The organism is Curtobacterium flaccumfaciens UCD-AKU, assembly GCF_000349565.1.
Classification (GTDB): Bacteria; Actinomycetota; Actinomycetes; order Actinomycetales; family Microbacteriaceae; genus Curtobacterium; species Curtobacterium poinsettiae.
In genome coordinates this window covers 65,664-91,940 of sequence record NZ_KB714620.1, presented here as the reverse complement: position 1 = coordinate 91,940, position 26,277 = coordinate 65,664, and the positions used below count along the sequence as shown (strand labels likewise).

Here is a 26,277-nt window from a genome sequence, read left to right as displayed (position 1 = left end):
GCCGACCGGCCGCTCAGTCCTCGGGCGGCCGCTGCAGCAGCAGGCGGGCGTCGCCGAAGCCGAGCCGCCGGTAGAGCCGCTCGCCGTCCACGCTCGAGTGCACCGACGTCCGCTCCGCGCCGAGTTCGTCCGCGACCTCGAGCAGGGCCGTGACGAGCCGTCCGGCGACGCCGGAACCGCGCAGCTCCGGGTGCACGTAGACCGTCTGCAGCTCGGCGGCGAACCGGTCGCCGTCCACGTTCGGCGCCGGCGGCCGCGGGTGCACCGCCAACCACGCCATGCCGAGCACGACGCCGTCCCGCTCGGCGACGACGCACCGGTGCGACTCCCGGTGCCGGGCAGCGAACTCCGTCATCGCCCTGCGGTACTCCTCCGGCGTCTGCGCCGGTGAGCGGCCGCCCTCGTCCACGCTCCACCGCCACCGCAGGTCGGCCACCGCCGGCATGTCGTCAGGCCGGGAGGCCCGGATCACCACGTCGTCCATGCCTCCAGCCTGCCAGGTGGTCGCGCCCCATGCCCCGCCCTCGGACGCAGGAACGCCGCCGACCCCAGGGGGTCCGACGGCGTTCCGTGAGCGACGGTGCTGTGCTGCGGCGTCCGCTACTTCTTGGCGCTGAGCTGCTCGATGATCGCCTTGGCGACGTCGTGCATGGTCAGGCGGCGGTCCATCGAGGCCTTCTGGATCCAGCGGAACGCCTCGGGCTCGGTGAGGCCCATCTTCTCGTTCAGCAGGCCCTTGGCACGGTCGACGAGCTTGCGGGTCTCGAAGCGCTCGACGAGGTCGGCGACCTCGGCTTCGAGCGTGATGATCTGCTGGTACCGCGAGAGGGCGATCTCGATCGCGGGGAGCAGGTCGTTCGGGGTGAAGGGCTTGACCACGTAGGCCAGCGCGCCGGCCTCGGTGGCACGCTCGACCAGGTCCTTCTGGCTGAACGCGGTCAGCAGGACGACGGGAGCGATGTGGTTCTTGGACAGCTTCTCGGCTGCGGAGATGCCGTCGAGCTGGGGCATCTTGACGTCCATCACGACGAGGTCGGGACGCAGGTCGGTCGCGAGCTGGACGGCGGTCTCGCCGTCTCCGGCTTCACCGACGACGTCGAACCCGTTGTCGCGGAGGATCTCCACGATGTCGAGGCGGATGAGCGACTCGTCCTCGGCGACGACGACGCGACGGGGTGCTGGTGCTGTTGCTTCTGTGTCACTCACGGACGAAAGCCTACTAGACGACGGAACTGCCGCATCCCAGACCACGCAGATCGATCAGACGGATGGGCAGCTTGGTACGAGTGGCGGGACGCGGGTCCGAACTGCCCCGCACGCCGTGAGCAATTTCGTACGAGTGGCGGGACTTGAACCCGCACGCCGTGAGGCAGAGCATTTTGAGTGCCCCGTGTCTGCCGATTCCACCACACTCGCGAGGACTCCAGGCTAGCAGGACGCGCGCACCACCCCGGTCGCCGCCGGGAGCGACAACTCGAACACGGCGCCGCCCAGCGTGCCTTCCTCGCCGTACCGCAGCCCGCCGCCGTGCGCCTCGGCGATGCCCCGTGCGATGGGGAGCCCGAGCCCCGCTCCGCCCGAGCGGGCGTCCCGTGCGGCCTCGAGCCGGACCAACCGGTCGAACACCCGCTCACGGTGTTCCAGGGGGATCCCCGGCCCGTCGTCCTCGACCCGTACCACGGGGCCGGGTCCGCGGTCGTCGAGGCTGACGACGACCCGTCCCGTCGCACCGCCCGCACGTGCCGCGTTGTCGACGAGGTTGCCGAGGACCTGGGCGATCCGCTCGGCGTCGACGTCGGCCTCCACCGGGTGCTCGGGCACGACGACGTCGAGCTCGAGGGTGGGCAGCCGGAGCCGGAGCCGGTCTCCCTCGGCCGCCAGGAACGCCCCGAGCTCGACCACCTGCCGGTCGAGTTCGATCCCGCGGTCGAGCCGGGCCATCGTGAGCATGTCCTCGATGAGCCGAGCTGCCCGGTCGGCCTGCCGGACGACGTGCACGGCGAGCACCTCGCGGGTCCGGTCGTCACCGGCGCCACCCCGCACCAGGGTGTCGGCGGCCGCGCGGACCCCTGCGACGGGTGTCCGCAGTTCGTGCGCGGCGTCGGAGAGGAACGACCGGACGCGGGCCTCTGCGGCGACGGCGTCACGCTCGGCGCCCTCGACCGCGTCGAGCATCTCGTCCAGGGCGACGGCCACGCGACCGATCTCGGTGTCGCGGCGCGAGGGTCGGAGTCGCTGACCACGGTCACCGCCGGCGATCGACCGCGCCGTCGTCGCCATCTGGTCGAGCGGTCGCAGGGACCGTCGGACGACCAGGACGACGCCGAGGACGGCGATGCCGAGGAACGCCGCCGAGGCGCCGCCCATCACCCAGCCGAGCTGCACGAGCGTGTCCTGGACGTCACGGGTGCCGGCGGTGAGGGTGATCCGGGTGCCGTCGTCGAGCCGGCTCACCAGGGTGAGGACACCGTCGTCCTCGCGAACCGACGACGACGTGATCGTGGCGCCGTCGTCGGCGGGCGCCGGCGTGGCCGGATCGGTGGGTGTCCGTCCGACGCCCCCGCTGCCTCGCGGGACCGTCACGGGGAGGGAACCGGGGTCGGGCGGACCGGCGCGGAGCTGGTCCGGTGTCGGTCCGGCCTCGACGGCGTCCCCGTCCGGCTGGACGATCCGGACCGCGAGTCCCTGCGCGGAGAGCCGGTCGGCCAGGTCCTCGGCGTCGACGGTGCCGACGAGCGCCGCAGCGGCCGACGCACGGTCGCGCAGGCGGTCCTCGGCCTGGGCGCGGAGCCGGACGCCGAGCAGCCCCTCGACCGCGATCGTCAGCCCGGCGAGCAGGACGGCGAGCAGGACCACGATGGCGACGACGGTCCGCAGCCGCAGCGAGGTGGTCCGCAGGCGCCCGGCCTCAGCCCTCACGCTGCGGTCCGCTCGTCGCTGAGCCGGTACCCGATGCCCCGGACGGTGTGCACGAGGCGTGGTCCGTGCGCCTCCATCTTCCGCCGGAGGGCGCTGAGGTGGACCTCGACGACGTTCGCCGCGACGTCGTCGTACCCCCACACCTGGGTCGTGATCTGTCCCTTGGACACCGTCCGGCCCCGGCTCTCGGCCAGGAAGCGCAGCAGGCGGAACTCCGTCGCGGTGAGGTCGAGCAGCACCCCGGCGCGGCGGGCGGTGGCGGCGTCCGGGTCGAGCACGAGGTCACCCACCTCGACGACCGAGGGGATCCGGCCACGCCGTCGGAGCACCGCGGTCACGCGGGCGACCAGTTCGGCCATCGCGAACGGCTTCACCACGTAGTCGTCGGCCCCCTCGGCGAAACCGCGCAACCGCTCGTCGAGTTCGTCCCGCGCGGTCATCATGACGACGGCGGCGTCCGTGGCGGAACGCACCCGTCCGGCGAGCACGATGCCGCTCGGTCCGGGCAGCATCCAGTCCAGCAGGACGAGGTCGGGGGCGCTGCGTCGCAGGTCGTCGACGAGGTCCCGTCCGTCCCCGGCCTCGGCGACGAGGAAGCCCTCGGCGCGGAGTGTGGTCGCGACCGCGGTGCGGATGGAGTCGTCGTCGTCGACGACCAGGATTCGGGCGGGAGCAGGCACGGCGGACACCGTACGGCGCTCCGACGGCCACCGAGCATGGAGGACGCTGGAGAACCCCTGTGCTTCAGGCATGCTTCAGATTCGGACTCGAGCGTCGTCTGCAGCGGCGGATCACCCGGATCCGCTCGGACAGACGAACGGTGACCACCATGCACGACGAACGAGACGACTCGACCACCACTCCCACCCGACGACGCGGGGCGCTCCTGCGACGGGTCGGCATCGGCGCGGCCGCGGCCGCGGTCCTGGTGCTCGGCGGGTTCGGCATCGCCACGGCGAACGCAGCCACGACCTCCCCGGCGCAGGGCACCCCGACCGGCGCACCGACCGGTGCGACCACGCCGGCCCCGGCTCCGGCCGACGGCGACACCGCGACGGTGCCCGCACCGCCCGAGGGCGGGCCCGCGACGGCGCCCGGCTGCACGGCGCTCCCGGACGCGGGTGCGCACGCGACCGTCCCCGCCCCGCCGAGGGGCGCCGACGGGAAGGCGCCGACCCCGCCGAAGGAGGGTGCGAAGCCCTCGGCGCCGACCCCGCCGGAGGACGGCGCGACGGGGAAGGCCACGGCACCCGCCCCGGCAGCTCCCGACGGGACCACGACCCCTGCGCCGGCCTCCGGTTCCTGATCACCGAGCCGGGGAGCGCGCGCCGTCAGCGATCCCGATCGCGCGGGGCGCGCCTCCCGGCCTGGTCGTCCCGAGCGTCTCCGGAACCCTCGAGCGCCTCGATCGCCGCCACGAGACCGGCCCGTCGCGGCGATCGCCGCGGCAGCACCGCGAGCAGCGCGCGGAGGACGAACGCATCCGTCGCGCCGTCCGGCGTGCGTGCCCACGCGAGCAGGGCGTCGACGCCGCCGTCGGCGACGACGGACTCACGGAACCGCAGCCGCACCAGGTCACGGAGCGCGTCGACGCCGGGTGCCGCCGAGCCCGGCAGGACCGGTCCGGCGTACCGGTCGACGGCCTGGAGGCGCGCCCCGCGTCCGAGCGCGGACAGCACGCCGTCGACGTCGGTCCGGACTCCGACCACCCGGTACGGCCGCGACGTCACCGTCACGCCCGGCGCGTGCTGCGCGAGGACCCGGCGGAGCCGCACCACCTCGGCGCGCAGGGTGACGACCGCGCCCGGGTCGCCGTAGACGGCGGCGGCGAGGTCGGCTGCCGCGAGACCGCCGGGGTGCGCGGCGAGCACGACGAGCAGTTCGGAGTGCCGGGCGGAGAGCTGGAGGCGCCGGTCGGCGATCCGGAGCACGGCTGTGTCGGTCCCGAGCACGGTGAGCTCGGCCGCCGGCACGTGGGGTGTCCGCGCGCGCGGTCGGACCGCGGCCAGGGCGAGCTGGGCCTCGGCGGCGGCGACCGTGGCGGCGAGCAGCGACAGCGTGTGCCGCTCGACGGCGCGGTCGTCGCCCGTCAGGTCGAGCACCCCGACGGTGGCGCCACTCGCGTCGTGCACCGGGACCGCCGTGCACGAGAACGGCTTGACGGCGTTCGCGTAGTGCTCGTCGGACCGGATCTGCACCGGACCGTCCAGGCGCAGGGCCGTGCCGGGAGCGCTGGTGCCGACGCGCTCCTCCGACCAGTCGGCCCCGGGGACGAAGCCCATGTCCTCGGCGGCACGTCGGGTGGACCGGGCGCCGTCGACCCAGACGAGGCGACCCGCGGCGTCCCCGACGGCGACGACGCACCCGGCCGAGCGGGAGTCGTCGAGCAGCAGCCGGCGGACCACTGGCAGCAGGGTCGCGAGGGGGCCGTCCTGCCGTGCGGCGTCGAGTTCGTCGTCCCCCAGGGCGAGCACCGGAGCCGCGTCCGGGTCGACCCGGGCGGACCGCTGCCACGACTCGGCGACGAGCGGGCGGAGCCGACCGGGTGCGCGCATGCGTCCTCCGATCGACCCCACCCGCCGCTCCGTCGCGACGCGTGCGGTCAGCCTACGTCCGGGCCACCCTCGGGACCAGGCCGAGATCGGCGAGCTCGGCGTCGTCGAACATCCGCGACCGGGTGAGGAACCGCTTGCCCTCGGGGACCTCGACCGAGAACCCGCCGCCGCGACCGTCCACCACGTCGATCGTCAGGTGCGTGTACTTCCAGTACTCGACGGACCTTGTTGCCCGGTGGTGCCTGTGGTTGTGAAGCCCGGCCTGATGCGGATCCGGTGGTGGTGGTGCGTTGTGCGGAGAAGTCCGCTTGTGCGCCTCTTGCGGACTCGCTGCGGACTAGGAACGCATCTGCCTGAGCTGAGACGGGCCTTCACCGTCTCGGTTGCGCTTGCGGCCCAGGGAACGGGGCGACTGCTTCCACGGATCCCGTGGCTGCTGAGTCCAGGCTTTGACCTCGGAGGGCCAGAAGCGGTGCTGGTTGCCGTTGCGGAAGGACGGGAACATGGGATCCTTCCCCAGTTCCCGCGCCTTCCACTCGGAGATCTGCAGCCATGCAGCGAGTTCCGTGACCTTCAGCGCTTGTTCGTCCATGGGGCAACCGTAGGAACCCGAATGCACTCGGCTGTCGATGCCCAGGAGCGCGGGCATGTCCTTGACGCTTACACCTCGCGATCGCCGCGGGGCGGTAGGACGGTCACCCCCTCCAGCGCAGCTTCGAGTTCCTTCCGCAGCTTGAGGACCAACGTCTTATGCCGCGGCTCCAAGTCCTCAAGAGCTCGTTCAGCGACTACGGTGACCCGGCCGAGGCGATCGAGCAGCATCCGCTGTCCTTCAATCTCAGCAGCGCGGTCGACGCCGATCCATTCACGGAGGCGGTCAAGCTCGGGCAACCTTCGCTCAACGAAGCGCCGACGAGCCTCGTCTGGGGCGATGTAGTAGTCCTGCCCATCAACGATGCTCGTGAAGTTGTCACCGTGCAGGGCATGTTCCTGGGCCGTCCGCTCCTGCTCTTCGATGTAGTCGATGATGTCCGCCGGGTACAGCGCGGCGGCAGTGCAACCGATCAGCTCAGTTGTGGGCCAGGCTGCGTGAAGATCGGGTCCGTCGTAATAGGCGGGCGGCGACTCGAGGTCCTGTTGGTCCACGCGCAGGTACTGCGCCAGCGCAGGGACATCGTGGACAGTGATGGATCCGGCACTGTCGCGATTGAACTCCGCGAGCTCAAACGGGACCGACTTCCACAGCACTAGCTCCGCGGTCCGCCATTGCTCCACCGACGGATCAAACGCGGCTACAGCTCGCCGCTTCTGATCAAGTTCGATGTAGGCGCGCCGGTCCTCCCACCGCACCTCGAGCCGAGCAGGCGAAACCCAGCGGCGCTCGCCCTGCCACTCGTTCGCGACGAACTCGACGCGAACCCGCGGCGGACGCTTGTCTCCGACCGCGAGCACCAAGGCTTCATGAAATGTCGCGGAGTTCTTGGATGTCCTGTACGCCCATCGCTCGCCTACTTTCATGAGCACAGCATAAGAAGCAAGGTGCTTGGCTCCGTACGGCCCGCAGGGCCGCACCTGCCGCCTTCCCTCGATGTCCGGTCGGTGTCTGCGAGTTAACTCAAGAGATGCGCGAAGATGGGTCACGTGCTGCACGCGTACATCGATGAGACCGGGGACAGAGGCCTCCTGTCCAAGCCCGGCTCTAGCCCCGTCTTCGGGATGGCGGCCATCTTGCTGACGGATGAATCGGCACTCGCGGTGCGGTCGGCAGTCGAGCAGTTGCGACGCGAGTTTGGTGTACCCGATGGCAAAGTCATGTCTTGGAAGGATCACCTCAAGACGCACTCTCGTCGCACCCACGCCGCCCAGGTTCTCGGAGCGATTCGCGATGTCAAGCTGATCTACGTCTACTGCCAAAAGGACCAGGTCGAAGGCGAGTACACGCAACATCGAGAGCTGTTCTACAACTACGTAGCCCTTAAGATGTACAAGAACATTCTGTGGGCCGCGCGGAACTGGAAGGGCGTCACGGAAGGCATCCAGACACGGTTCGGCCACGTCCGTGGGCACGACCACACAACCACTGATGCGTACTTCCGGTACCAGCTGCAGTTCGAGCCGAAGGTTCCCTTTGGTATGGAGCGTGGCCTGCGCTGGGTATCTGCCGACCGATACCTCGAGAGTCAGGCCGCCGATCTTTACGGAGGGTTCTTGCGATCGGCAGTATGGCCTGATGAGTTCGGTAACGTCGAACCTGGGTACATCCTGCGGGTGTGGCACCAGGTGAGACTTGGGCCTGGCGGATGTCCCGCGCCGCTTGGGTTCATGTCGATGCCTCGGAACGACATCGCCACGTCTCTCCCGTGGTGGCCTTGCTCACACTGCAACGCAAAACGCCCGAACTCTTGAAGCCTCCAGGGGCCGATCCACTTAAGGAGTGCGGTGGCAGCACCGCGGGCTTTCCCTGGCAGGCATCAAGCGCTCGGGCTTGTGCTTGATCACACGTTAACACGTTCCCCTGACAGATGCACGGCCGCCGAAGCCCCATCCAAACGTGCCTGTCGGTGGACGCCCGCAGGATTGACACCATGCCCGAGCACAAGTGGGCTCCCCCGGAGCATCCCGACGTCACGCTGCACCAGCCCGTCACGCTCGACGCAGGGACCGCTGGTCAGCTGCGGACACTGGATCCGGTCGCTCCCGTCCGGGCTGACATCGAGTTCGTGAACGTAGGGATGCTGCACCTCAAGTGCTTCGCTGCTGCGGAGTCAGATAGCGCGGTGCTCGTGCAGACCGCGCGGCAAGGCCGGCTGCAGCAGGTGCTGGTGTCGCGCGACAGGGTGACAAGGCGTGCGCTCGGCCCGCGGACGCGCTGATGGCCCGTAGACGACGCGATAGGTGGTCACTCGAACCGGCGTACACGCTTCCCGAGATCGCGCGCGGAGGCCCTGATTACGACGTCTCACCGCCCGACCCTGTTCTCGCGTGGGTGCAGTTTCCAGACCGCATCCTCGAAGTGGAAGCACGTGCCATCGCACACACCGAGAGGGCGGTGCTCGTCGAGTGGGGATTCGGGCAAGCCGCAGATTGCGCGTGGGTCTGGCGCGATGCGGCCAGATCCCCCGAATAGGCGCGTGCGACCGGCGTCACCTCGGCCATAGAGTGATGCTCACTATGAAGACCATCACCCGAGCGGCCACAACGGCCGTTGTCCTCGCGGGCGCGATTGCCCTCGCGGGATGTTCGTCCGAATCCGGACCCGTCGCTGGCACTGCTGCCCCAACGAAGACCACGGCGAGCACACCCACCCCGACCCCCGAAGCGAAGATCGGCACTCGTGCGAACCCGTTCCCGGTAGGCGCACCGGGCAAGCACTCGGAAGACTCCGTGTGGACGTTCACGTGGGACGCCACGAACGCTGATGCCTGGGCGGAGATCCAGAAGGCGAACGAGTACAACGAAGCGCCGGCACCGGGACAGTCATTCGTGCTCTCTTCGGCCACCGTCGCTGCTGGGGACGGAATCGGCGCAGAAGGCGGTGACCCCGTTGCCAGCTTCACCATCAGCTACGTTGGCTCCGACGGCAACACATACCCGGCGATCACCGACTGCGGGACGCTCCCCGGCAAGGCTGTCTACGAAATCGGCCGCATGTACGCAAATGCCTCTCAGAAGGGCTATGTCTGCTCCGCTGTGCCCACCGACGCAGTGGCGGGCGGCACCTGGAACGTGCAAGCGCTCGTTGGCTCAGGGACGGCGTTCTTCGCCGGCGCGTAGCGAGCCGCTGGTCACATGAGCGATATATGGAGCTGGTCTGGCTGGGCCGGGGTGCAGGGCTTAGCGTCTGTTGTGGGTGTGGGAGCAGTGGCCACAGCTGTTGTCGACTTCGTCTCGTCGAGAGACCTCCGCGTCGGCGAAGTGGTCAATCTGGGGTTCGAGACGCACCGCGAGCGAGGCAACTGGGACTACCAACACGTGAAAGTGAGGGTGTACGTTACCGGACCACAATCGGTCTACGGAGCAGCTTGGCGCGTCTGGGGTACCAATCTGAACCTGCCCAAGCTACCAAGGGTGATCGACGCGGCGACAAACGAGCAGACGATAGAATTTTCAATTCATCGGGACAAACTGGCCTCCACTCGCATCGGGGTCGTTTGGCTGGTGCCCCGAAGATTCTTGCCCTTCGCCCGGGGACTGAGGCGGTCGCTTGACCTCGAGTCTCCGAGGGAGGTTTACAAGCGACGACGATGGCCGTGGTGGCCGTTCAAGCGCGCAGGGCACTGGGTGAAGCCACGACGACGATGGCGATATCAGCGCAGGTTCCTCTTCGTGCCCGAGGACTGACTAAGGCCTGCTCGGGTGCTTAGGCACGGTCTTGTTGTTCCAATGTCCCGGCTTCCACTCGCCAGTCAGCTCGAAGTGGACTCGGGTCTTGTAGTGGTCATTGAGGGCGCTCAGCACTGCCGCTTGCACGACCCAGTAGGTGACGAAGATGCCGAGGATGAAGAGGACGATTCCCATACGGGGAGTTTGCCCAGCATGAGGCAGCCGTGCGCCTCCCAGTTCGGGAGGGTCGCGATGGTGCGCTCGGCACCCGCTGACGGTGGTTCCCGCCACAATCGTCCCAAGGGCGAGCGCTGCCGCGGCGTGGGCAGGGGCAGACCGCAGCTCGCGCGTCACCGAGCAGTTCAAACGCGAGCGATGTTCGCTAAGGTGATCGAACTCCGAACCCTTAGTCGACGTCCACCAGGAGGACTTCGTGCCCAAACCCGACCTATCCGCCTGGGACTACGTCGATGCAGGAGGTCCTACCAGCCCCGCTGTCCGCGACATCAAGAAGGCAAAGCTCTCCGCAGCCGCAGCAGGCCGGCTTGAGGAAGGCATGGGTCGCCTCGCGGCCGGGACTCCACTGGGCAAGGAGACCGATCCAGTCAGAGACGGAGTGCATGAACTCCGTGTGGACGTCGACAAGCACTGGTATCGCCTGCTGTACGGGCATCACAAGGGTCGGTACATAGCTCTCGTCTTCGTGGTCAAAAAGCGCAACAAGCTCGACAAGGCTTGGATCGACTCAGCCGTGAAGCGCCTCAAGGGACACAAGAAGCTCCACCCGTAGCAGAACCGGGCAGATTCGACTACCATCGGTTACTACCGATACTGGAGGAACAAGTGGCAATCAACCTCTTCCGCGATCTGGGCTTCGACGAAGACTCGGCCGAGGTTCGCCGAGCCCGTGAGGAAGCCGCCATCTATGCGGAGTCCGTCTCGAAGCTCGCCGTCGCACGCAAGGATGCAGGTCTCTCGCAGGCTCAGGTGGCCGAGCGGATGAACACGACGCAGTCGGCGATCTCGGAGATCGAAGCCGGTCGCAAGGACGTGCGCCTCACGACGCTCATCCGCTACGCCCAGGCCGTGCAGCGCTCGCTCGAGGTGATCATGACAAGGCGCAACGCTGCCGCGGAGCCGCTGTGGGAGGAAGTCGCCGAGGTGCGACCAATCCGCAGCGTTCGCTCGCAGATGGTTCGGGTGAGCCCGGGCGCTGAGGCGTTGGCGACCCTGGATGAGAGCCCCCGTATCTTCACCGTGATGAACAGCAAGCAGTATGAATTCGAGAAAGTCGCATGACGGATATCTCGACGGCGAAAGATCTGCTCGATGTTGGAGAATTGAGCGGGGTCCGGGTCCACGCCTTTTCAGCAGAGAGGGTAGCCGGCGCTACTGCTCCCAACGACTCCGAAGAAGCCGAGCAGTCTATACAAGTCCAGATTGGGCAAAACCCAGGCCTCGTCGAAGTTCGAGTGCAGTTAGAACTGAAGACAGCTGCGGCGAATTACCGAGCAGAGGCGGCAAGCCAATACCGTTTCCCGTCAGAGTACGAGGTCTCCGAGCGCGTGGCACGCGAGTTCGCAGAGGCGGTGGGAGTAATGGCTGTGTACCCTTACTTACGCGAGCTAGTTCAGTCCTCGAGCGCGCGGCTTTCGCTCCCGCCCGTCACGTTGCCACTCCTGCGCCAAGGAGCTATTAATTTGACGCCTGACAACGAGCCTTGAAGCCCGATCGCCTCGGCGCAAGCTTCGCAGGTGTTCGACGCGCAGCGCAGCGATAACGAGAGCGCTAAGTAGTCGGCGTGGTGGGCCAGGTTGGAAACTGCCTGGCCCACCCGCGTTTCCTGCTGCAGGTGGAGAGAGTTAGCGCCCGCCGCGGATCTTGGTCTTGTACATGAACATGGCTTCGTCCATGTCCTTCTGCTGATTCCCGGACGACGGGAACGAGAACGCCACCGATGACGGGCCGTCATAGCCCGCCGCCTGCATGGGCATCGAGAAGTACGGAGCCGCCGGCTGCGTGGTCGGGATGTTGAACCCGCCCGACGCGAACGCCTGCAGCCGCTTCCCCGTCTCTTCCCACACCGCCAACGAACGAGCACGCTTCGACGGCGCAAGCGGGATGTACGCCTCACCGCCTGTTTCCGGCTCGGCCCACACCCGCCAAGCACCAGCCGGCGCGATCTCCGCAAGGTGGTTCTCGCGCATGCCGCCATCGGCGTAGTAATCGACCAGGCCACCGTCGGCCTTCGTCACACCACCAGTCCACGACGACGCCGGACTGTCATTCGCGGCCTGCACCGAAATGCGAACAACGCGCCCATTGTTCAATGTGATGAGGTTATTGATTTTGTTCTGCGCATCAGACGTTTCCGCCAGGATCTTGATGTCCTTCGACGACGGCAAAGCAAACACCTGATCAGCGAGCTTCTTTACCTCAGCCTTGTTGAACCCCGCCGCAGTGGCGGACTCGATGAACTTCGCACGCTGATCACGCAGCGTCGCAATGTACTTGTCGGCAGCGTCCTTCGACGACATCGTGGACGAATCCACCTGGAACTGCGCCTTCGCCGCCTCCTGCGCCTTACCGGCCACATCAGACAGCATCGACGCGTTCGCGGAACCCGACTCTGTGTTCTGATCGAGTGACAACTTGAAGCCGTCGAGGGTCTTGTGCGACTCTTCGTACGCTTCCTTCTGCCGCTCAACCTCTTCGGAAATACCGGCAAGACCAGCCTGATAGTCAGCGTTCGACGAAACCGCATCCTGGTTCGCACCGTTGACCTGGTTGAACGACTCAAGCAGCTCATTCAGCTGATCAGTGAGCTGCTCAACCTTGTCCTGCTCTTCCAGGTACGCATCGCCGGTTTCCTTGGCGACCGTCGCGGAGTCTTCCTGGGCCAGCTTGAGCAGGTTGTGCATGCTGTCCGACTCGCCGAGAGCTGTCGCCTGCTCGGTCAGAGCCTTCTTGTAGGCAGGCATCGCGTTCAGCAGGGTCTCGAGCTGACCCTTGGAGCCGTCCGTCTCCGCAGCGAGCAGCGAGAACGCATGCTGTGCAGTCGGGAGGTCCGTAGCCGCCAGCACGCCAAGCTGCTCACCGACGTCCTTGATCGCGTCAGTGGCACCGAAGTAGTCCGAGTTGAAGCGGGCCATGACGTTCTTATTGCGCTCGTCGATGTTGTCGAGAACCGCCGGCAGATCCTTCAGCTGCCCAGCAACATCAGCCGTCCAATACTTGAAGCCCTTGCCCTGCGCAGCCGTCTCAAAGACGTCCGATGCGTCCTTGGCCGTGACGAGACTGTTGGTGAGCTCGTCCGAGCTGGCCTGCAGCGACTCGATGTACTTGCTCAGCAGGTCCACCCCGACCGTCGCTGCGGCCAGAGCAACACCCCACGGGCCGGTCAGGAACGTGGCCACTGCCTTCATGGCGGCACCCGAGCGAGTAACGGCCCCACGGACGGACTCGACACCCTTCGACACCGCAGGGATCGATGAGCCCTGCAACGTGTCGAGCGCCAACTTGAACTCAGCGACCTTCGGGACCACCAGTAGGAACCCGCCAGCAGCAAGCGCAGCAGCGCCCGCGATCGCCGTCAGAGTCAGGGCCGTGGACTGAACGATCGGTGGGGCGTCTGAGAACGCATCCACCATGCTCGTAACCAACTGCACCAGAGGACGCAGCGTGCCATCAGCAGCGGCACCGGCCTTGATGGCAGCGGTATCGAAAGCACCGCCCAGCTTCTCGAGGTCGCCAGCCAGGTTGTCCTGCATGATCGCAGCAGTCTCGGCGGCATACCCGGAGTCGTTGACCTTATCGATCCAGCCCTGCACACCCGACTGGCCCTGCTCGAACAGGACCGACGCAGCCCGCACAGCATCAGAGCCGAATATCGTCTTAAGGGCAGCGTTCTGCTGTTCAACAGACATGCCCTTCAGCGCGTCCTGCAGCACACCCGCGTACTGCGCAAGCCCAATGAAGTTGCCCTGCGAGTCATACGCACTGATGCCGAGCTGATCCATCAGATCAGCGGCCTGCTTCGAGTTCGGAGTCAACGCCTGCAGCATCGACTTGAACGACGTACCCGCGTCGGAACCAGTCAGACCAGCAGACGCGAACGCCGCCAGCCCACCAGTGGTTTCCTCGATCGACAGGCCCGTCTGGTTCGCGACCAGGCCAGCCTGGTTCAGCGCCTCACCGAGATCATGGACGGAACCCTGCGCCTTACCTGCACCAGCCGCGAGAAGGTCGGCCACATGCGGCACCTCGCCGCCCTTAAGGCCGAACTGCGTCATCGCCGTAGCGGCAGTTTCAGCAGCCTCACCGACGCCGAGAGCGCCGGCAGCAGCAAGATCCAGCGAGCCCTTCAGCCCACCGCCGAGGACATCAGTCGTCGTGACACCGGCCTTCGCCAGTTCCTCGATAGCCTCGCCAGCCTCAGTTGCAGAGAACGCAGTCGCGCCACCCGCGTCGATAGCCGCATCACGCAGCAGGTTCATGTTCGCGGCGGTCTCATGCGTCGCCGCCTGCACCGCCGACATCTGCTTGTCGAACTCGGTGTACTTCGCCACAGCGATACCCACCGCAGCCAGTGCAACGGCGCTGAAGGCCGTCAGACCGCGGCCAACCTGCTCCATCGCCTGGTTCTGCTGCTCAAAGCGCTGCTTCGCATCCTCCGCGGACTTCGAGACCTTGCGGTTCGCAGCCTCCGCTTGCGCGAACCCCTGCACGTAACCAGCGACCTGAGCCGTCAGCGTTACGCTTGTGATCCTTTCGACCATTCCTTCATCTCCAACCGGAGAATCAAGGCGCACAAAAGAAACCCGCCGGGGACCCGAGCGCGCCGAGACTTCTCATCTCGTTCACGCCCGGGTGTTTTCCGGCGGGCTTACTTACGGGTTAATTCTATCGCAGAACAGCACCAGAAGGACATACTTCTCGATGCAAAGTCACAATAATGGCATAGCCGGAAGGTTGCAACTCCAAGGCCGATAACGCGCACAACAAACACGAAAAAGGCGCGGACTTAAAGTGCCGTCATTTCGGCGCGGTACTCTCGTCCGCGTCTCTATCATTTCGCTTAGCGACGAATAGCTTATCTATCTCGAGATCGGCACGAACCGCCAACGTGAAGGCATCGAATAAGTCGTCGTAGTGAGCGCGGAATGACATGTGATCACGAGCAACAAAGACGCTCGCATTCGCTTCCGATTCCATGTAGGCCTCAACACCCTCGATCATCTCGCGGATGGCCTGGCTCACTCCAAAGCTCCCTACCGCCTCGACGAGCGTCGCCAACCGATCCAGGTTGCGATACTCGTCAGCAAGAGAATCTACTGCGGCCGCTGCCAGCTCATCGCGCTCCACCATTTCCGCCGCCTCTTCAGGAGTGGCTGCCATTGCCGGGTCGATACGACCGGAGTTGTGAGCACCATATTGCCTCACAGCCACGCGCAGATTATCCGCAGCTTCTATCGCGGCGAAGTATTGCTCGCGTCGCACCTCGAGCAGCTTCGCTCGCCTCTCACGATTGTGCTGAATCCAGTTCGCAACTTGGATTGATGCGGCACCAATCAGTGCGACAATCAACGCGCCGGCGAGTGGACCGACAACCGTCCAGGGGTTCACTGGCGGGTACGCAGGGACGGATGCCGGTGTCGAACAAGCGGCCAGAACGGTCCAGAGCATGCCTGATCTTTCCACGGCTAACCGCCGTCGGCCGGCCGCAGATGTGGAAAAACCGCCACGGACAGAAGCCGCCTAGCCCCGGAGGGATTCCTGGCGGCGCTGAGGGGGCCTCCGCCCACCCTGAGCGCTCCCTGTGGGAGTCGCGTTGGGAGCGCTCAGGGGATCGTCGGCGGAGCTCAGACCATGTACGCCATCGTGCGGCTAAACGACTCGTTGAGATGCTGCGCGAGAATCTGGATCTCCTTCGCGGTCGTCGCAGCGTCAGGATGCTCGGCGGTGAACTGCTGGGCCACGCCGTTCCACCCCTTGTCGATGGACTTGCGGAAGAGTGCGTGGGCGAGGGTTCGGTCGTTGCTCCGAATGGCGAGGCCCATGAGCCGTGCAGCATCGTCTGAGTCATCCAGTCGGTCGGCTCGCTCCTGGGCATCCCGGAAGGCGATCATGTCGGTTGGGCCGGAGCCGATCTTGGCGTCGAGCTGCGTCTCGAGGCTGCGGAGGTGGTTCTTCACCAGCTGAACTTCCTTATCGCGGAGGGCGTTCGCACGGGTACGAGCGCCGGCCACGACCTCTTCCGTCTGGTGCCGCTTCCCTTCCTCGGAGAGCGTGACGTTCGCGGCAATGTCCTTCTTCTCCTGCTGCGTGTACTTCTGGAGGTGCGAGGCCTGCTCGCGCAGGTCGCCGAGCTGTGCATCGAGTGCGTCGAGGCTCATGGGGTTCCCTTTCGTGCTTTGAAGTGAGCTAGTTGTTCACGGTTGATTCGGTAGGCGCGACCAACGGTGTTCGCTTGGAGGCGCTTCTCGCGGATGGCCTTTCGTATCGCTCGGTCCGTCATCGCGAGGGCATCAGCTGCTTGTTTCGTACTGAGCCATTCTGAGTCTGCTGGAAGTTCCGGTTTCGCTGCATTCTTGGTTCCGGTGGCGGAATCTCTCCAGATGAATGCAGCCGTCTTCAGCGCGATCAGGGATTGATCTATCTCAGCATCTTCGCCTCGGTGATCCAGGTGGTAACGGTCTAGTTCTGCGTATCGCAGGAGCCAGGCACAGGCTCTTGCACTCAGGAGAACTACAGGGCCGTCTACACCGGTCAGTAGTTCTGAGGCTTGCTTTACTCTTCGCAAGGTTCCCCTTTGCAACAGAAAGGACCCGCACCTGTTCAGGTGCGGGTCCTCGATGGTCGGGAATTAGACTTGTGTGATTTCTTTCATCGCTGATACGGCACGATCACGGTACTCCGTCAATCGGGCGTAGTGATTATCGATGCTCTCGTTGTGCTCCCGTAGATACGCGCCGAGAACATCGCGTATGTGACCAGCGATCCAGCGGCACTCTTGCGCTGGCGAGTCCTTCTCGATGTCGCCTATCGCGTAGCGGGCGGAGACACCTTCGATTCCGGTAATGCCGTAGTAGACGCCGTGGCGTACACGCTGATCAGAGATGATCGCAGCGCGCGTGCTTATGCGGCGGAGGGTCGATTCATGCAGGTCATCGAATCGACCCTGATCGTCCGGGGTCTCGGTATGCCAGGTGTCGAGCAGTTCTAGCGTGCTCTCGAGGGCTTTTTCCGCTGCAAGCATGCCCCGATCGCGCAGTTCGTCTTCGAGTTCGTGGGCACGGCTGGTTTTCGCGTTCTTCGCCTCGCGGCGGTTCGTCACCAGCTGATTGATAAGCGCACCGGCGATGGCGGCCCCGGCTCCGATACCGCCGTTGAGCAAGGACGCCCAGGGGAACGTGTCAGTCATGGTGCGACGGTACTGACTCTTCATCGTCTTTGGTGCCCCCAGTTAGCGTCCCCCACCACGCACGAGCGGCGGACCGCATGTCGAAGTCGCTCGCGTCCGTGATCTTGTACGCGGGCTCGAGGTACAGCACAGCGAGATGCAGCGTCACCCCGAAGAGGACGTCTGGCCACGCGTCTGGGCCGAGAGTGTGGTCTACGTGCCATTTGTGCTTGGACACGATGGCGCTGAGCTCGGGTGGATTGTCCGACGTAGCGGCGAGCTCGGTAGCGAGGGTGAACGCTGCGAGGCCGATGGAGCCCATGCCGGCGACGCTGCTGGGGTTGCCGTCCTTGTCTTCGTAGAGCTGACCGGCGAGGGCTCTGTTGCCCGCGGTCTCGAGTTCGCTGAGGTAGGCGTCAACCCAGCTCTTGCTGTCGTTGGTCACGGTTCGTCCTAACGGTCGTGGTGCAGCCCGAAGGCTGGGTGGTTGAGTCGCGGGCACGTCTCGTCGTGCTCGAGGACGGCATGGGTGATGCCGGGGCCGGAGATGTCGATGACTGCAGCGGCGGAGCAGTCGGGGCAGGCGACGGTGATTGGGTTCATGCCACGCCCTCGAACAGGTCGCTCTCGTAGGGGGTGTTAGAAGCGTTAGGAGTGTTAGAACCGTCTTCGGAACTAACAGATCTAACGGAACTAACAGCAGGGCCATAGAGGCCCCGTGATGGCTTCGAGATGCGCTTCGCGTCGACCGCGCGCTTGAGATACACGTCGAGCTGAGCAACCGGGATCGTCGGCAGCAGGTGCTGAATCTCCTGACGAGAGACGGGAGCTTCGGCCTGGTAGACGACGCCGATGATGTCGGCCATCCGATCCCCCACGCCTGCTGACACCTTGATCGCGTCAGCGGCAGCGCGGGCAGCTTCCAACCCTCCGCCGTTGAGTGCCCAGGCACCCGCGTCGGACAGCAGCAGTGCGTACTCGCCCTCTTTCGCATCGCGAGAGGTGACATGCAGCGTCGCACTCTGCTCCTGGCGCTCACGGCGCAGCACGAGCACGGTGTCGGCAGCTCCTGCGATGCCCTGGGTGCCGCTCACAGCGTCCAGGAAGTCCTCTCCCCCGCTCTTCCGGGTGTGGTGAACGATGATGAGGGACGAACCCGGCTCCGCGTCCGTGGTGGCCTTGAGCGCGCCAAGGAACTCATAGTCCGCGGCGTACTGCGACTTCGTTGCTGCGGTACTCGGAAGTACCTTCCCGAGGGTGTCGAGGATGACGACGGGGTTCTGGTCGATGTTCCGGGAGATGAACTCCTTGATCGCGGGGATTACTTGACCGCCTTCGAGCGCTGTGACGAACTCGAGCCGCGGGGTAACCACCTCTGGGTTGAGTGTGCGAATGCGCTGCTGCAGCCGGCGGGGGCCGTCTTCGAGCGCGAGGTACAAAACGGGTCGGGGCGCGCCTGTAGGTACACCGCCAAGTGCTTTCTCGCCAACGTGCAGCGAGAGTGCCAGCCCGAGCACTAGCCAGCTCTTGCCGATCTTCGGGGCTGCGACGAGCAGGGTCATGCCTTCGGGGATGATGCCGGGGACGACGTACTGAGTGGGCGGGAAGTCCTGCGCCATCAGCCATCGGGCATCGAAAGTGGTGGGAGGTCGGGTCATTGGGTCTCCTGTCCGGAGTAGATCTGGGTGCGGATCTCGGCCGCTCGTTTGGCTGCGGCTTCAGTACCGCGATGCTTCTGCGCCTCGAGGAAGGCGTTAGTTGTCTCGTGGTCACGCGATGGCTGGCGTCGGCACACTTCGGCGTAGAGCCGGTCTGCGTCGTGGTTCGCGCGGTCGACTTCGGGTTGCCGTGACGCGCTGCCCTGCTCGAACGCGAAGATGTAGAACTGCCGAAGCGAGGGCGGCAGCTGCCTGAGCTCGACGACGCCAGCGGTGAGGTCGATCGCCAGCTGGTGCATGTACCGCTCCGCGGCCGGAGAGAGCTCGATGTCGTCCGGGTACGAGAAAGCCCCCTCGTCCTCGTTCTGTCGAGAATCTGGGGGCTTCCTGGTGCCGGACTGGCCTACGGCCACTCAGGCGGCTCCGGACGTTCGGCGTCTTGCGCAGCTTCGAGCAGGCAGATAGCGAGGCGTCGTGCCTGGTCTCCGGCTAGCTCCGTCAGGGGGCGTTCGGCACGCAGTCCCACGACGCCGTTGATGGCGAGCACCGCGAATCCGTCGACCGTCGTCTTGCCCGCCGGCATCAGGTAGCCACCTGCAGGGACGGGACCAGCATGGGGACGGCGAGCGGCTGCGTCCGCGAATCCGAGACGCGAGCAACGATGGCGTGAGCCAATCGCAGCGCTTCGGAAGGCGTCAGGATGAGCGAGTAGCCGTCGCTGAACTGGCTCGGCTGAGTGTCGATGATCACTTCGGCGAGTCCAGTCAAAGTCGTCTCGACGTCGACGAGCTTGATCACGTCGTCCATCAGGCGTCCCTCTCGACTCGCTCGAAGTTCCCGGTGATGATCCCTTCCCCCGGGTCGAAGGAGTAGCCGACGAGCTTGTACAAACCGACGTACGTCATGACGAACTCGTTCGGGCGGCTGGCCACCTCATCTTCCGGGTAGTCACCCCACTGGTACCCCGCAGTCGTGTGCAGCTGGTACTCGACTGGCGTCAGGTGACCCCATGTCGTTGCGTCGGGCATGGCGCTGATCTCTTCGCGGTTGGCCTCGTACCGGCGGTGCGTGGTGATGACCCTGTAGAGACCGTTGGGGTCAGGCTGCTTCCACTGCTTGTGGTGCCAGCCCTTCAGTTCGAGCGTCGCGGTGCCGACCCGCGCAGCTACAGCGTCCCCCGAAGGGGCGCTTGCGTAGATGTCAGTGGGGCGTGAGATGATCATGTTGTTGAGAGACAATGTCTTTTGTCCTTCGGTTTCGTGATGGTTACTGGTTGGACTTGGCCCCGGGTGTTGGCGCACCTGGGGCCTTCTTTTTGAGACGAGCACGGACGTTCCGTCCCCGTCTGGTCTCCTTCATCTCGGCTTGGCGTCCGAGGAAGTTCAGGAGCTCTAGGGCGAGACGCGAGTCGAGCAGCACCGTAATGGGCTGCTTGTCGTCACGCCACGGGCCGACTATCTTCCAGTCGGCGTGCGGCGACCAGTCGGCTCCGGTCAGGATGTTCCTGACGGCTTGTTCGCCGGTGGGATCGCCGTAGGCGGGGGGCGCGAGGCTTTCGTCGATCGCGCGGTCTGGCAGGTTCAGGATGCTTCCGTGAACTGCTCGTCGAGCCATGCCGCGACGCCGTCGGCGTCGAACATGATTCGTCCGCCGACCTTGGCGTGGGGCGGCGCGGAGTTCTGCGCGATCATCCAACGCAGCTGCGACTCCTTCTTACGAAGGGCCGCGGCTGTCTCAGCCAGGGTCATCAAGCTCCGGATCCGACGTGTCGGGAGATCAGGGGCAGTGGTACTCATGCTCGCTCCTTATGGTGTGAGAGTGTCGTCGCTGACTTGATCTCACTGTACCACGTGATTTGCGAATACGTGATGATGGGATCCAAATCGTGTTGTCGGTTACGGTGTCTTGCTGTACCGTCGAGCACATGGCAGCCAGCGACAAGCAAATCGGGCAGAACCTCCAGCAACTCCGCGGAGCGCGCTCCCAGAAGGACATTGCGGAGGCGATGACTGAACTCGGCTGGAAGTGGTCACAGACCACCGTCTGGTCCATTGAGCAGGGCAAGCGTCCCCTGCGCCTCGCCGAAGCAGAGGATCTAGTGAGGGTGCTCGACCTTCAGAGCATCGTGAGCATCACAGCGCCTGCGGGTGAGTTCGAGTACCTGGTCACTCAGACTCAGCTGCAGCAAGCCCAGCGCGAACTCGTACTGCAAGCCGAGAAGGTTCTCCGACTGCAGCGCCAGATGGTTGAAGAGCTGAACCAGATGCCCACGTCCACTCTGGACGAAGGGGCGGTGCGCGGGCTCGAATGGGATCTCCGGGAGACTCCAGTGGAGTTGGTCTACGACCTTGCCAAGGAACACTTGCCGATGGTTCGATCACTGGCCGACCAAGGCGGCCCGTTCGGTACGGCACTGCTCGAGGGGATCGAGAAGACAGAGCTGACGCGTGCCAACGACGTGCAGTTCACGTTCGGAGAGGCATCTGATGGCGAGCATCCGACAGCGCGCTAACGGATCGTGGCGAGCCCGCTACCGAGACGACGAGGGCAAGGAGCACGCAAGGCACTTCCCCCGGAAGCGCGATGCGCAGGACTGGCTCGATGAGGTCACCACCTCTGTGCGAACTGGCTCGTACGTCGATCCCAAAGCCTCCCGATCCACTCTCGCGTCGTTCTATGCCGAGTGGTCACCCCGCCAGGTTTGGACAGAAGGCACAGTCAGGGCGGCGGACCGTGCGGTCGCGTCGTGCACGTTCCGAGACGTTCCGTTTGGGAAGCTGAAGCGCTCGCATGCGGAGTCATGGATCAAGATGCTCGAACAGGAGCTTGCAGCCTCAACTGTTCGCACCCGAGTGAAGTACGTCCGCGGTGCGCTGCGCGGCGCGGTTCTCGACGGCTACCTCGGCAAAGACCCGACTCTCGGGCTTCGGCTTCCCGCAGTCCGCAAGCTCGAGCACACGATGCGGATCCCGACGCCGGCTGAGGTGGGTGCGATTCGAGAGCTCGCGGAGCCTTTTTTGCTGCCACTTCTCGACCTGATGGCCTTCGCCGGCATGCGCATCGGTGAAGCTTCCGCAGTTCAGGTGGGCGACGTCGACTTCATGCGCAGGACTGTCCACGTCGCGCGACAGATTCAAAACCGTACCGGCCGGCGCGAGATCTGCGCGCCCAAGCATGGGAGTGAGCGCAGCATTCCGGCCCCCGATGCGCTCATGAACCGGCTCGGCGTGCACCTGAGCGAGCACGGCGTCTACGAGGGTGGTTGGTTCCTGCCGGGCGGCCCGCCCTCTCCTGCTGCGCTTCGAGCGTGGTTCAACAAGGCCTGTGCGGCAGCAGGAGTGGTTGGCCTCACCCCGCACGACTACCGGCACTTCTACGCGTCAGGCCTCATCCGCGCTGGACTCGATGCGGTGTCTGTCGCACGAGCGATGGGGCATGCGTCTCCGACGATCACTCTCAGCACGTACGCCCATCTGTTCCCTGACGCGGCCGACCGAACCAGGTCCGCAGCCGCGGACCTGGTCGGGTCGACCGAGCATTCTGCGGACGATCTGCGGACTATCGCCGCTGAGGCGTGAGCCCGAGGGCTTCCAGTTCGGGCTCCGTGAGCATGCGTGAGCGCGTCAGGAAGCGCTTCCCATCAGGACTTTCGACCGAGAACCCGCCGCCCCGACCGTCGACCACGTCGATCGTCAGGTGCGTGTACTTCCAGTACTCGAACTGCGACACCGACATGGAGACCTCGACCGGGTCGAGGCCGTCCACCTGCAGTGCGCCGAGCAGGACGTCCCCCGGGCCGGTCCGGAACATGCCGACGGGGTAGCACATCGGGCTCGAGCCGTCGCAGCAGCCGCCGGACTGGTGGAACATCAGCGGGCCGTGCCGGGCGGTGAGGGTGCGGAGGAGCTCCCCCGCCGCCGGCGTGATCGCGACCCGTGCGGTGTCGGGCATCAGAAGAAGCCCATCGGTCCGTCGGCGTAGGAGACGAGCAGGTTCTTCGTCTGCTGGTAGTGGTCGAGCATCATCTTGTGGTTCTCGCGCCCGATGCCGGACTGCTTGTAGCCGCCGAACGCCGCGCCCGCCGGGTACTGGTGGTAGGTGTTCGACCAGACGCGTCCGGCCTGGATGTCGCGTCCGGCGCGGTACAGGGTCGTGACGTCGCGGCTCCACACGCCGGCGCCGAGCCCGTAGAGGGTGTCGTTGGCCGTGGCGATCGCGTCGTCGTAGCCGCTGAAGGACGTCAGGGCGAGCACCGGGCCGAAGATCTCCTCCTGGAAGATCCGCATCGAGTTGTCGCCCTCGAACACCGTCGGGGTGACGTAGTAGCCGCCGGAGAGCTCGCCGCCCAGGTCGGCCCGTTCGCCGCCGGTCAGGAGCTTCGCGCCCTCCTGCTTGCCGATGTCGATGTAGCTCAGGATCTTCTCGAGCTGGTCGTTCGACGCCTGGGCGCCGATCATCGTCGACAGGTCGAGCGGGTGTCCCTGCTTGACGGCTCGGACGCGGTCCAGGCCGTCGGCGACGAAGCCGTCGTAGATCTCCTTCGCCACGAGCGCCCGGGACGGACACGTGCAGACCTCGCCCTGGTTCAGGTTGAAGAACGTGAAGCCCTCGAGCGCCTTGTCGTAGAAGGAGTCCTTCTCCGCGGCGACGTCGGGGAAGAACACGTTCGGGCTCTTGCCGCCGAGTTCGAGCGTCACCGGGATGAGGCTCTGCGAGGCGTACTGCATGATCAGCCGACCGGTGGTGGTTTCTCCCGTGAAGGCGATCTTGCGGATGTCCGGGTGCTGGGCGAGCGGTGCGCCGACCTCGATGCCGAAGCCGTTGACGACGTTGAGCACGCCCGCGGGCAGCAGGTCGCGGATGAGCTCGACGAGCACGTGGATGGACGCCGGGGTCTGCTCGGCGGGCTTCAGGACGACGCAGTTGCCGGCGGCGAGGGCCGGTGCGAGCTTCCACACCGCCATCAGGATCGGGAAGTTCCAGGGGATGATCTGCCCCACGACGCCGAGCGGTTCGTGGAAGTGGTACGCCACGGTGTCGTGGTCGATCTCGCCGGCGGATCCCTCCTGCGCCCGGATGGCCCCGGCGAAGTACCGGAAGTGGTCGATCGCGAGCGGGATGTCCGCGCCGAGGGTCTCGCGGATGGGCTTGCCGTTCTCCCACGTCTCCGCGACGGCGAGCATCTCGAGGTGCTCCTCCATGCGGTCGGCGATCTTGTTCAGGACGACGGCCCGTTCGGCTGCGCTCGTGCGGCCCCACGACGGGAACGCCTTCCAGCCCGCGGCGACGGCACGGTCGACGTCGGTGGAGTCACCGCGGGCGACCTCGGTGAACACCTTGCCGGTGACGGGGGTGGGGTTCTCGAAGTACTGCCCGCTCGACGACGGGACGTACTCGCCGCCGATGAAGTGGTCGTACCGGGACCGGTACTCGACCAGGGAGCCGGGTTCGCCTGGTGCGGCGTAACTGGTGGGCGAAGGTGCGATGGTCATGGTGGTGCCCTTTCGACGACGCTGTCGGGGCGCACGGGTCGTGTGCCTGCTCCGCACGGTACGGCCGCGGGGGTTGCAGGTGGTTGCACGAGGCCACGGCGCGACGGGTAGCGTGCTGGACACCAGCGCTGGCGATCAGGGAGGAGCGCTCGTGGATTCTCGTGCCGTCAGGACGTTCCGGGTGTTCGTCGTCGTCACGGCCGTGGTCGCCATCGCCCTGGGCATCGTGGCGATCGTCTGGCCCCGTCCGTCGCTCGTGCTCGTGGCACTGCTGTTCGGTGTGTACCTCGTCGTGGCCGGTGCGCTGCGGGTCTTCGCCGCGGTGCGGGGGCACGGCACCCGCCCGGCGTGGCGGTGGACGTCCGGCATCGTCGGTGGCCTGGTCGCGGTCGCGGGGCTGGTGACCCTGCTCGACCCGGCGATCCCGCTCGTGGTCTACGCCGTGCTCGCCGGGGTGGGGTTCCTGATCGAGGGCGTCGCCGCGATCGTCGGTGGGTTCGTCGGCCATCCCGGATCGTCACGGGTGCCGACGGTCGTCAGCGGGGTGCTGTCGATCATCGGCGGGATCGTCGTGCTGATCGTCCCCGGGCTCGCACTGACCGTCTTCATGGTGTTCGCGGGCATCGCGCTCGTCATCGTCGGCGCCGCGGCCCTGCTGCTCCTGCCGCCGCGCGCCGCGCTCCGCCGCTGACCGGCACCGCGGTCGCAGCCGCCGCGTCGGTCGAGGCGACGTGCGGCGTGCCGGGGACCGCTCGACGGCCGAACAGCTCGCCGAGCAGCGCGCGCTGGTGGCTGTTCATGAACGGGCGTTCGACCAGCACCGCGAACACGACGCACACCGCGACGACCGCCGGAGCGACCACGAAGAGCATCAGACCGAACTGCACCGGTGTCGGGAGCCCGAGCGGCAGCAGGAGCAGGTTGCCGAGCGCGAGCAGCGGGCTGTGCACCAGGAACACGCTGTAGGAGACCAGCCCCGACTGCACCAGACGGCGTCCGCCCAGGAACCGCCGGACCCGGTGGGTACCGACACGTCCGGTCCGCTGCCCGTCGGCGAGCACCATGAGGAGCAGCGTGATCCCCAGGCCGGCGACGGTGCCCGTGACGGCGCTGTGGACGATGCCCGGAGCGGCGGCGACCTGCACGAAGGCCGCCGTCAGGACGACGAGGGCGACGAGGAGCACGGAGCGCTGGTGTCGGAACATCCGCTGCAGGGATCGGGGTCGCCGGCGGCGGAGGTCGTCCTCGGACCCGATCACGAGGTGGGCACCGTACATGCCGACACCGAAGATCCCGAGGAAGTGCGGCGCGGACCAGGCACCGACGCCGGTGGCGATCGACAGCACGGCGAGGGCGAACGACAGGACGATGACGACGACGGGGTGGGTCCGCCGCCAGAGCAGCAGGAGCACGGGCATCAGCAGGGTGAGTTGCATCTCGATCGGCAGGCTCCACAGCGTCCCGTTGATCGACGTGATCCACTCCGGCGACAGGTTGTGCAGCAGGAACACGTGGGTCACGATGCCCTGCAACGTCACCGGGAGCTTGTCGTCCCAGACCGTGCCGTGCGGCTCGTTCATCACCGGGACGAAGGCGATGAGCGCCAGCGCCAGCACGAGCGCCGTCAGGTACGGCGGGACGAGCCGACGGATCCGGCGCTTCGCGTAGGCCCCGTAGGTGGTGCCGAGGCGCAGGTCGTGGCGCCCCGAGACGGCGATCATCATCGTGAAGCCCGAGATCGCGATGAACGCGGGCACGCGCAGGTCACCGGCACTGAGCACCCGGTAGACGACGGGCATCGACGCCGCCACGGACCCGGCGACGCCGGTGAACTGCACCGTGTGGGCGACCACGACGAACGCGGCGAGGATCCCGCGCATCCCGTCGATGTGGGCGAGGTCCAGACGGGGCGCGCGAGCAGTTGACAT

Annotated in this window: 34 protein-coding genes, 1 tRNA gene and 1 pseudogene; 11 read left to right on the top strand and 25 right to left on the bottom strand. The window is 66.2% G+C overall.

The genetic code is table 11. From position 1 onward, the window contains the following. Positions 1-13: 13 nt before the first annotated feature. The 5 genes from H489_RS28770 to H489_RS28750 form a co-directional block, all read right to left on the bottom strand. On the bottom strand, positions 14-484 hold the full coding sequence (locus tag H489_RS28770) for a GNAT family N-acetyltransferase (RefSeq protein ID WP_017887241.1): 471 nt from the start codon (positions 482-484) through the stop codon (positions 14-16). 116 nt (positions 485-600) lie between these two features. Next, positions 601-1,206 (bottom strand): ANTAR domain-containing response regulator, encoded by a 606-nt coding sequence (locus H489_RS28765; protein ID WP_017887240.1) that lies wholly within the window; start codon positions 1,204-1,206, stop codon positions 601-603. Between the two features lie 128 nt (positions 1,207-1,334). Next, positions 1,335-1,416: transfer RNA gene (locus H489_RS28760), tRNA-Leu, on the bottom strand. Positions 1,417-1,428: 12 nt separating this feature from the next. Further along, the gene (locus H489_RS28755; RefSeq protein ID WP_017887239.1) at positions 1,429-2,919 is read right to left on the bottom strand and encodes a sensor histidine kinase; all 1,491 of its coding nucleotides are present in this window, start codon (positions 2,917-2,919) and stop codon (positions 1,429-1,431) included. Beyond that, positions 2,916-3,599 (bottom strand): response regulator, encoded by a 684-nt coding sequence (locus H489_RS28750; protein WP_197068668.1) that lies wholly within the window; start codon positions 3,597-3,599, stop codon positions 2,916-2,918. Before H489_RS28750 ends, H489_RS28755 begins: the two co-directional genes overlap by 4 nt. A 149-nt stretch (positions 3,600-3,748) precedes the next feature. On the opposite strand from H489_RS28750, the gene H489_RS36875 reads away from it, so the two are divergent. Next, positions 3,749-4,225 carry a hypothetical protein gene (locus H489_RS36875; RefSeq protein ID WP_152427264.1) on the top strand — a complete coding sequence of 159 codons (477 nt, stop codon included), beginning with the start codon at positions 3,749-3,751 and terminating at the stop codon, positions 4,223-4,225. 25 nt (positions 4,226-4,250) lie between these two features. On the opposite strand, the gene H489_RS28745 is transcribed toward H489_RS36875, so the two are convergent. From H489_RS28745 to H489_RS28730, 4 genes and pseudogenes are all read right to left on the bottom strand, one after another. After that, positions 4,251-5,474: a GAF domain-containing protein gene (locus H489_RS28745; RefSeq protein WP_017887236.1), complete on the bottom strand. Its 1,224-nt coding sequence runs from the start codon at positions 5,472-5,474 to the stop codon at positions 4,251-4,253. A 52-nt stretch (positions 5,475-5,526) separates the two neighbouring features. Next, positions 5,527-5,697: pseudogene (locus H489_RS28740) on the bottom strand (DUF779 domain-containing protein); the annotation flags it as partial. 114 nt (positions 5,698-5,811) lie between these two features. Further along, positions 5,812-6,066 carry a hypothetical protein gene (locus H489_RS28735; protein WP_017887234.1) on the bottom strand — a complete coding sequence of 85 codons (255 nt, stop codon included), beginning with the start codon at positions 6,064-6,066 and terminating at the stop codon, positions 5,812-5,814. Between the two features lie 68 nt (positions 6,067-6,134). Further along, the gene (locus H489_RS28730) at positions 6,135-6,992 is read right to left on the bottom strand and encodes a hypothetical protein (RefSeq protein ID WP_152427263.1); all 858 of its coding nucleotides are present in this window, start codon (positions 6,990-6,992) and stop codon (positions 6,135-6,137) included. A gap of 114 nt (positions 6,993-7,106) precedes the next feature. On the opposite strand from H489_RS28730, the gene H489_RS28725 reads away from it, so the two are divergent. The 4 genes from H489_RS28725 (at position 7,107) to H489_RS37735 (ending at position 9,815) form a co-directional block, all read left to right on the top strand. Beyond that, positions 7,107-7,880, top strand: a complete 774-nt coding sequence (locus H489_RS28725; protein WP_017887232.1) for a DUF3800 domain-containing protein — start codon at positions 7,107-7,109, stop codon at positions 7,878-7,880. Between the two features lie 179 nt (positions 7,881-8,059). After that, positions 8,060-8,347, top strand: coding sequence for a hypothetical protein (locus H489_RS28720; protein WP_152427262.1), 288 nt, complete (start codon positions 8,060-8,062; stop codon positions 8,345-8,347). Positions 8,348-8,645: 298 nt separating this feature from the next. Beyond that, positions 8,646-9,248 (top strand): hypothetical protein, encoded by a 603-nt coding sequence (locus H489_RS37740; protein WP_152427261.1) that lies wholly within the window; start codon positions 8,646-8,648, stop codon positions 9,246-9,248. A 15-nt stretch (positions 9,249-9,263) separates the two neighbouring features. Continuing rightward, positions 9,264-9,815, top strand: coding sequence for a hypothetical protein (locus H489_RS37735; RefSeq protein WP_152427260.1), 552 nt, complete (start codon positions 9,264-9,266; stop codon positions 9,813-9,815). On the opposite strand, the gene H489_RS38220 is transcribed toward H489_RS37735, so the two are convergent. Then, positions 9,816-9,992 (bottom strand): hypothetical protein, encoded by a 177-nt coding sequence (locus tag H489_RS38220; RefSeq protein ID WP_167578308.1) that lies wholly within the window; start codon positions 9,990-9,992, stop codon positions 9,816-9,818. It abuts the gene before it with no gap. Positions 9,993-10,230: 238 nt separating this feature from the next. Here H489_RS38220 and H489_RS37385 point away from each other — a divergent pair, with 238 nt between their 5' ends. From H489_RS37385 to H489_RS38215, 3 genes are read left to right on the top strand one after another with little or no spacing between them, the layout of a single operon-like run. Beyond that, positions 10,231-10,587: a type II toxin-antitoxin system RelE/ParE family toxin gene (locus H489_RS37385; RefSeq protein ID WP_152427259.1), complete on the top strand. Its 357-nt coding sequence runs from the start codon at positions 10,231-10,233 to the stop codon at positions 10,585-10,587. A 53-nt stretch (positions 10,588-10,640) separates the two neighbouring features. Beyond that, on the top strand, positions 10,641-11,096 hold the full coding sequence (locus H489_RS36870; protein WP_017887228.1) for a helix-turn-helix transcriptional regulator: 456 nt from the start codon (positions 10,641-10,643) through the stop codon (positions 11,094-11,096). Continuing rightward, positions 11,093-11,521 (top strand): hypothetical protein, encoded by a 429-nt coding sequence (locus tag H489_RS38215; protein ID WP_167578307.1) that lies wholly within the window; start codon positions 11,093-11,095, stop codon positions 11,519-11,521. Before H489_RS36870 ends, H489_RS38215 begins: the two co-directional genes overlap by 4 nt. A gap of 138 nt (positions 11,522-11,659) precedes the next feature. Here the strand turns inward: H489_RS38215 and H489_RS36865 are convergent, their stop codons facing one another. The 12 genes from H489_RS36865 to H489_RS37375 all read right to left on the bottom strand — a co-directional run bounded on the left by H489_RS36865 (position 11,660) and on the right by H489_RS37375 (position 20,653). Next, complete coding sequence (locus tag H489_RS36865) at positions 11,660-14,575, bottom strand: phage tail tape measure protein (protein WP_017887227.1); 2,916 nt, start codon at positions 14,573-14,575, stop codon at positions 11,660-11,662. Between the two features lie 256 nt (positions 14,576-14,831). Further along, a complete protein-coding gene (locus tag H489_RS37730; RefSeq protein WP_152427257.1) occupies positions 14,832-15,482 on the bottom strand; it encodes a hypothetical protein in 651 nt (216 codons plus the stop codon). A gap of 176 nt (positions 15,483-15,658) precedes the next feature. Then, positions 15,659-16,192 carry a hypothetical protein gene (locus tag H489_RS28705; protein WP_017887225.1) on the bottom strand — a complete coding sequence of 178 codons (534 nt, stop codon included), beginning with the start codon at positions 16,190-16,192 and terminating at the stop codon, positions 15,659-15,661. Continuing rightward, the gene (locus H489_RS38830) at positions 16,189-16,599 is read right to left on the bottom strand and encodes an excisionase family DNA-binding protein (RefSeq protein ID WP_152427256.1); all 411 of its coding nucleotides are present in this window, start codon (positions 16,597-16,599) and stop codon (positions 16,189-16,191) included. Before H489_RS38830 ends, H489_RS28705 begins: the two co-directional genes overlap by 4 nt. Positions 16,600-16,662: 63 nt before the next feature. Beyond that, positions 16,663-17,220, bottom strand: a complete 558-nt coding sequence (locus tag H489_RS28700; RefSeq protein WP_017887224.1) for a hypothetical protein — start codon at positions 17,218-17,220, stop codon at positions 16,663-16,665. Then, a complete protein-coding gene (locus H489_RS28695) occupies positions 17,213-17,644 on the bottom strand; it encodes a hypothetical protein (RefSeq protein ID WP_017887223.1) in 432 nt (143 codons plus the stop codon). Before H489_RS28695 ends, H489_RS28700 begins: the two co-directional genes overlap by 8 nt. A gap of 8 nt (positions 17,645-17,652) precedes the next feature. Continuing rightward, positions 17,653-17,802 carry a hypothetical protein gene (locus H489_RS38210; RefSeq protein ID WP_017887222.1) on the bottom strand — a complete coding sequence of 50 codons (150 nt, stop codon included), beginning with the start codon at positions 17,800-17,802 and terminating at the stop codon, positions 17,653-17,655. After that, complete coding sequence (locus H489_RS28690; protein WP_081612289.1) at positions 17,799-18,857, bottom strand: AAA family ATPase; 1,059 nt, start codon at positions 18,855-18,857, stop codon at positions 17,799-17,801. Before H489_RS28690 ends, H489_RS38210 begins: the two co-directional genes overlap by 4 nt. Next, on the bottom strand, positions 18,854-19,156 hold the full coding sequence (locus H489_RS28685; protein WP_152427255.1) for a hypothetical protein: 303 nt from the start codon (positions 19,154-19,156) through the stop codon (positions 18,854-18,856). Before H489_RS28685 ends, H489_RS28690 begins: the two co-directional genes overlap by 4 nt. Before the next feature lie 283 nt (positions 19,157-19,439). Beyond that, positions 19,440-19,664, bottom strand: coding sequence for a hypothetical protein (locus H489_RS28675; protein WP_017887218.1), 225 nt, complete (start codon positions 19,662-19,664; stop codon positions 19,440-19,442). After that, positions 19,664-20,095, bottom strand: a complete 432-nt coding sequence (locus tag H489_RS28670) for a hypothetical protein (RefSeq protein ID WP_152427254.1) — start codon at positions 20,093-20,095, stop codon at positions 19,664-19,666. The genes H489_RS28675 and H489_RS28670 overlap by 1 nt, the downstream gene beginning before the upstream one ends. Before the next feature lie 342 nt (positions 20,096-20,437). Beyond that, complete coding sequence (locus H489_RS37375; RefSeq protein WP_056068762.1) at positions 20,438-20,653, bottom strand: helix-turn-helix domain-containing protein; 216 nt, start codon at positions 20,651-20,653, stop codon at positions 20,438-20,440. Between the two features lie 128 nt (positions 20,654-20,781). Here H489_RS37375 and H489_RS28665 point away from each other — a divergent pair, with 128 nt between their 5' ends. Together H489_RS28665 and H489_RS28660 are read left to right on the top strand one after the other, a co-directional pair. Next, a complete protein-coding gene (locus tag H489_RS28665) occupies positions 20,782-21,369 on the top strand; it encodes a helix-turn-helix domain-containing protein (protein WP_017887215.1) in 588 nt (195 codons plus the stop codon). A 298-nt stretch (positions 21,370-21,667) separates the two neighbouring features. After that, entirely contained in the window at positions 21,668-22,435 is a 768-nt protein-coding gene (locus H489_RS28660) for a tyrosine-type recombinase/integrase (RefSeq protein ID WP_235045679.1), read from the top strand. Here H489_RS28660 and H489_RS28655 read toward each other — a convergent pair. Next, positions 22,416-22,808 carry a DUF779 domain-containing protein gene (locus tag H489_RS28655; protein ID WP_017887213.1) on the bottom strand — a complete coding sequence of 131 codons (393 nt, stop codon included), beginning with the start codon at positions 22,806-22,808 and terminating at the stop codon, positions 22,416-22,418. The two genes, H489_RS28660 and H489_RS28655, sit on opposite strands and share 20 nt — an antisense overlap. Then, positions 22,808-24,349, bottom strand: coding sequence for an aldehyde dehydrogenase family protein (locus tag H489_RS28650; protein ID WP_017887212.1), 1,542 nt, complete (start codon positions 24,347-24,349; stop codon positions 22,808-22,810). The genes H489_RS28655 and H489_RS28650 overlap by 1 nt, the downstream gene beginning before the upstream one ends. 151 nt (positions 24,350-24,500) lie before the next feature. On the opposite strand from H489_RS28650, the gene H489_RS28645 reads away from it, so the two are divergent. After that, on the top strand, positions 24,501-25,040 hold the full coding sequence (locus tag H489_RS28645; protein WP_159558035.1) for an HdeD family acid-resistance protein: 540 nt from the start codon (positions 24,501-24,503) through the stop codon (positions 25,038-25,040). Here H489_RS28645 and H489_RS28640 read toward each other — a convergent pair. Beyond that, the gene (locus H489_RS28640) at positions 24,982-26,277 is read right to left on the bottom strand and encodes an acyltransferase family protein (RefSeq protein ID WP_081612288.1); all 1,296 of its coding nucleotides are present in this window, start codon (positions 26,275-26,277) and stop codon (positions 24,982-24,984) included. The genes H489_RS28645 and H489_RS28640 overlap by 59 nt on opposite strands.